The sequence below is a fragment of the Flavobacterium sp. genome (genome assembly GCF_049240005.1).
Lineage (GTDB): Bacteria > Bacteroidota > Bacteroidia > Flavobacteriales > Flavobacteriaceae > Flavobacterium.
Genome location: NZ_JBMLTK010000090.1, coordinates 1 through 4,475, shown reverse-complemented (window position 1 = coordinate 4,475; position 4,475 = coordinate 1). Strand labels below are relative to the sequence as shown.

Sequence of the window (4,475 nt, the reverse complement as noted above, 5' to 3'; positions counted from 1 at the left end):
TTAGAAATCATTTAAATAGTTGATTACAAGGCGTATTTTCTTTGGGATACCGAGGAATCTCAAAAAAATACGACGAAGTAAGCGACTGTTTAAATGGTTAGCTTTTAAAATAGCTCAGAAAAAATTCCCGTAAACTATTAAATGACTCAATTTAAGCGTTCTAACGTAGATTTTTATGTCGAACTCACGTTAAATTATCAATTCATTTTTTTGGGCGTTCCTCGCCAAAATGTCCACCTCCGCTAAAGCTACGGCGCACATTTCGGCAAGTCCGGCTTTCGCCCATAGTCCTCGCTTCCGATCGTTATTGGAAACGTGACTCGTCGCTGCGGGCTATTTGGCTCTATCCGTAACGCAGAAAATCGTTACCTAAATCTTCCTGACCAAAAATCCGAATTAAAAATCGATGGTGCCACCCAAACCAAATATCTGTCGGGTCTGAAATCCGTTAAAGGCGTTGTCGTCGTAAATCGCCTGAAACGCAATATTAGCACTCAAATACTTGTTTACTTTCATGACTACTGCCAACGAGTAATCCATATCCACATTTTGTGGTTCTTGCAAATAGTTGGTATACAAGTTCAAAATGTTTTCTACCGCTACGTTTTTCATTAAGTCGAATTTATAATAAGTCGAGGCGTATAAACCCAACTCATAACGCAAACTTTTGTTGGCATCTACACCAAAATAAGCACCGTCAACGTAACCGGGAACTTCCGTGTATTTTTTGTCCACAAACGTCATTTTCGAAGTTAATGGCGCCAAGTTTATCTTCAGATTATCGTTTTTCTTCCAAAACAAACCCGGACCAAAAGTTAGGTAGGCAGGCGAGAAAATATTGGTATTTTCCGTTCTAATCTCTTTACCATCAGCGTCTTTTTCGTAAATAAATCCTTTGGTAAATTGGGTTCTAAAGTTTACAAAAAACGAGTAATACCATTCGCCAAATGCCTTAGTTCCCAAAACAGAGTTTATCTCCAAACGGTCGTCGGTTTTCTTTTCAAAATCGGCGTTCTTAGTTTTGATTAAGCCGTAAGCACCTACAATTTTGGTATCCCAAGTTAAATTTCTACGCTTGTAGTTTAAGTCGTAGTTAACTCCTAAAGTTCCGGCTATGTTATTTTCGCCACCAGCAACCCAATTGTTAAACGAAGCTTGGTTTACTAAAAAGGTAAATTGCCCCTTACTTTTCCAACCGCGGTGAACGGTATCTTGTAATACTTTTACCGCTTCCTCGGTCTTTTTTGCCAATTCTTTCTCGGTGTTTTGTGCCCATAATCCCGAAAAAACGAGTGTTAGTGCGGCACAAAGAACTTTTTTCATGCGTGTCTCTTTTAAAAAATCGCGCAAAGATAACTTTTCACGACAGTTTACCGAATGAGAGAAACACTATTTTTTCTTTTTGTAGAGCGGTACCGCCGAACACGCTTCGCCGAACATTACCGAACGGGCTACGCTTTGTAACCGACTAATAGCCAATAGGTAAGCCATTTCCGGAACCGGTTTTTTACTGCATCCTTTTAAAATAACGGGTTTGTCTGCAAACGAACTGTAGTCGAGTTCGCTGAGAATTTCTGTGAAATAAAGTGTGTCCACAGCTTTTAAAGGACATAAATAGGTTTTATGTGCAAATTCATGCAGATGAGTAGCCACTAAAATAGGCGCCCAAGCAGGCAATATCGCATCGGTGCTGCAATAAACGGCAACTAATTTATCCTTATAACTACTCCAATCGTGCGCCTTTAACGCATTTCTAAAGTTAACTTCCCGAAGTATAAAGCCTTCCTCTAAAAAGTCGGCAATGTCTACAACCGCTTTCTGATTTTTCGGATAATAATCTTCTAAATCAAATACGGCCAAAACCGATTGAGCAACTTTATTTACAATCTCTTCCATTGATTTATAAAAATCCGAGTTCTAACTTAGCTTCTTCGCTCATCAAATCTTTCGTCCACGGCGGATCAAAAGTAATTTCAACTTCCACGTCTTTAACACCGTCGATGTTCTTAATTTTCTCTTCCACTTCTTTAGGCAGCGTTTCGGCAACCGGACAATTCGGCGAAGTGAGCGTCATCAAAACCTTAACTTCCGAATCTTCGTTAATCATCACATCGTAAATCAATCCCAATTCGTAAATATCTACAGGAATTTCAGGATCGTAAATGCCTTTCAAAACTTTTACAACGTTTTCTCCTAAATTAATGGTATCGTTAAATTCTTCCATAATGCTTTTCGTTCCTTATGCTTGCTGTTCCGACTTTGATGAAAAAGCCAGGGCGTACATTTTTATTTGTTTAACCATCGAAACCAAACCGTTAGCGCGAGTAGGCGAGAGGTGTTCTTTCAAACCAATGCGATCGATAAAATCGGTTTTGGCTTCTAAAATATCTTTCGGCGCTTGATGCGAAAACGAACGAATCAAAATGGCAATCAAGCCTTTGGTTAATATCGCGTCGCTATCTGCGCTGTACACAACCTTTCCGCTTTCATAATCGGCGTGTAACCAAACTTTGCTTTGGCAACCTTTAATGATGTTTTCGTCGGTTTTGTATTTGGCGTCAATTAGTGGAAGCGACTTCCCCAAATCGATCACGTACTGGTAGCGTTCGTCCCAACTTTCCGGATCGAAAAGCTCAAACTCAGCAACAATTTCATCTTGTATGGCATTTATACTCATGGTTTCGATTCTAATTTTAGCAATTGCTCGACTAAAGTAGCGATTTCCTGCGGCGGATTTCCGTGGTCAAACGCTGCCGACTCGAACGTATCGGTTTTGGTTTCTACTTTTAACTGTGCAATGGCAGCTCCGTCGTGAAAACGCTTGTTTGTCGGTGCTTCCAAAGTGCTGATCTTGTTCATATTAATGCCTTTTAATGCCTCGAACACATTTTTTTTAGCTTCTGCCGAAAGGCTTTTCCATTGCAAACCCGCTCCGCGCTTTTCGATAACAGCAAATTGATTTTGACGTACATGTACTTCCTTAAAAAATCCGCGACTGTATGCCGTGTATGTAATGTTTGCATCCAAATTACTACTCGTTTTTGCCGTGGTGCATTGCTGTAATACCGTCAGCAATAAAATAAATCCAAAGTGTACTTTCATTGTTTCTTACAGCAGCATTTGTTTTGCTTTTTCAATTCCGTTTACCAAAGCATCAATTTCTTCGAAAGTATTGTAAAACATCATGCTTGCGCGAACGGTTCCCGGAATATCAAAGAAATTCATTATCGGTTGTGCGCAATGGTGCCCGGTTCTTACGGCAATGCCCATTTTGTCGAGTAAGGCACCCAAATCGTACGGATGCACGCCTTCGATGTTAAACGAAACCACCGATGTTTTATGCGAAGTATCGGGTCCGTAAATACGTGCGCCATCGATAGCCGATATTTTAGCTGTGGCGTATTCCAACAAAGCTTGTTCTTGTGCCGCAATTTTGTCGAAACCAATGTTGTTCAAATAATCTAACGCCACTCCTAATCCGATGCCGCCTTCAATATTTGGCGTTCCGGCTTCAAACTTGTGTGGCAAATCGGCGTAGGTTGTTTTTTCAAATGTTACTTCCTTAATCATTTCGCCACCGCCTTGATAGGGCCGCAGTTTATTTAACCACGATTCTTTTCCGTATAAAAATCCGCTGCCAGTTGGTGCGCAAATTTTGTGTCCGCTTACCGTGTAAAAATCGCAATCGAGTGCTTGAACATCGGGTTGCAAGTGCGGAGCCGCCTGCGCGCCGTCGATTAAAACAGCGGCTCCAACGGCGTGTGCTGCAGCAATTATTTCGCGAATCGGGTTTATGGTTCCTAATGCGTTTGAAATATGATTTACCGCAACCACTTTCGTTTTTTCGGTTAGAGTTTCCGACAATGACGAAAGATCGAGCGTGCCGTTTTCCAACATCGGAATTACGCGGAGTTTTGCGCCCGTGCGTTCGGCCAAAAACTGCCACGGAACGATATTGCTGTGGTGTTCGAGTGCACCTATTAAAATCTCGTCGTTTTCATTTAAAAGCGGTTCAAAACCCGAGGCAACTAAATTGATGCCGTGCGTAGTTCCCGACGTAAAAATGATTTCGTACGCGTGTTGTGCATTGATGTGCTTACGAATTGTTTCGCGTGCCGCCTCGTAACGGTCGGTCGAAATCTGACTCAAGTAGTGCACGCCGCGGTGAATATTGGCATTTATCGTCTCGTAGTAATTGGCAATAGCTTCAATCACCTGCTTCGGTTTTTGCGAAGTGGCGGCGTTGTCGAAATAAACCAAATTTTTCCCTTTTATGGTTTGTGTCAAAATCGGAAAATCGGCGCGAATAGCTTGTACGTTGAACATACGATGATAGCAAATTTATTGTTGCAAAGTTACAACAATTCGGTGCTGCACTTTTAACTAATGACTGCTTCGTAAGGCTGAAGTTTCGTTAAACTATTATTAACCCGTTGGGTGTAATTAAAAGTGTTGGTTTTTGATGTTGTTGATTG

6 protein-coding genes are annotated in these 4,475 nt (G+C 41.3%); all 6 read right to left on the bottom strand.

Translation table 11 applies throughout. The features are described 5' to 3' along the window. Positions 1–396: 396 nt before the first annotated feature. On the bottom strand, positions 397–1,323 hold the full coding sequence (locus ACOVQQ_RS09440; RefSeq protein WP_421817980.1) for a DUF3078 domain-containing protein: 927 nt from the start codon (positions 1,321–1,323) through the stop codon (positions 397–399). Between the two features lie 66 nt (positions 1,324–1,389). Next, positions 1,390–1,896: a DUF2480 family protein gene (locus tag ACOVQQ_RS09435; protein ID WP_421817979.1), complete on the bottom strand. Its 507-nt coding sequence runs from the start codon at positions 1,894–1,896 to the stop codon at positions 1,390–1,392. A 4-nt stretch (positions 1,897–1,900) separates the two neighbouring features. Beyond that, a complete protein-coding gene (locus tag ACOVQQ_RS09430) occupies positions 1,901–2,224 on the bottom strand; it encodes an SUF system Fe-S cluster assembly protein (protein ID WP_094485671.1) in 324 nt (107 codons plus the stop codon). A gap of 15 nt (positions 2,225–2,239) precedes the next feature. After that, complete coding sequence (locus tag ACOVQQ_RS09425; protein ID WP_421817978.1) at positions 2,240–2,677, bottom strand: SufE family protein; 438 nt, start codon at positions 2,675–2,677, stop codon at positions 2,240–2,242. Further along, entirely contained in the window at positions 2,674–3,102 is a 429-nt protein-coding gene (locus ACOVQQ_RS09420) for a hypothetical protein (protein ID WP_421817977.1), read from the bottom strand. Before ACOVQQ_RS09420 ends, ACOVQQ_RS09425 begins: the two co-directional genes overlap by 4 nt. Positions 3,103–3,108: 6 nt before the next feature. Next, the gene (locus ACOVQQ_RS09415) at positions 3,109–4,326 is read right to left on the bottom strand and encodes an aminotransferase class V-fold PLP-dependent enzyme (protein WP_421817976.1); all 1,218 of its coding nucleotides are present in this window, start codon (positions 4,324–4,326) and stop codon (positions 3,109–3,111) included. Between the last annotated feature and the right edge of the window lie 149 nt (positions 4,327–4,475).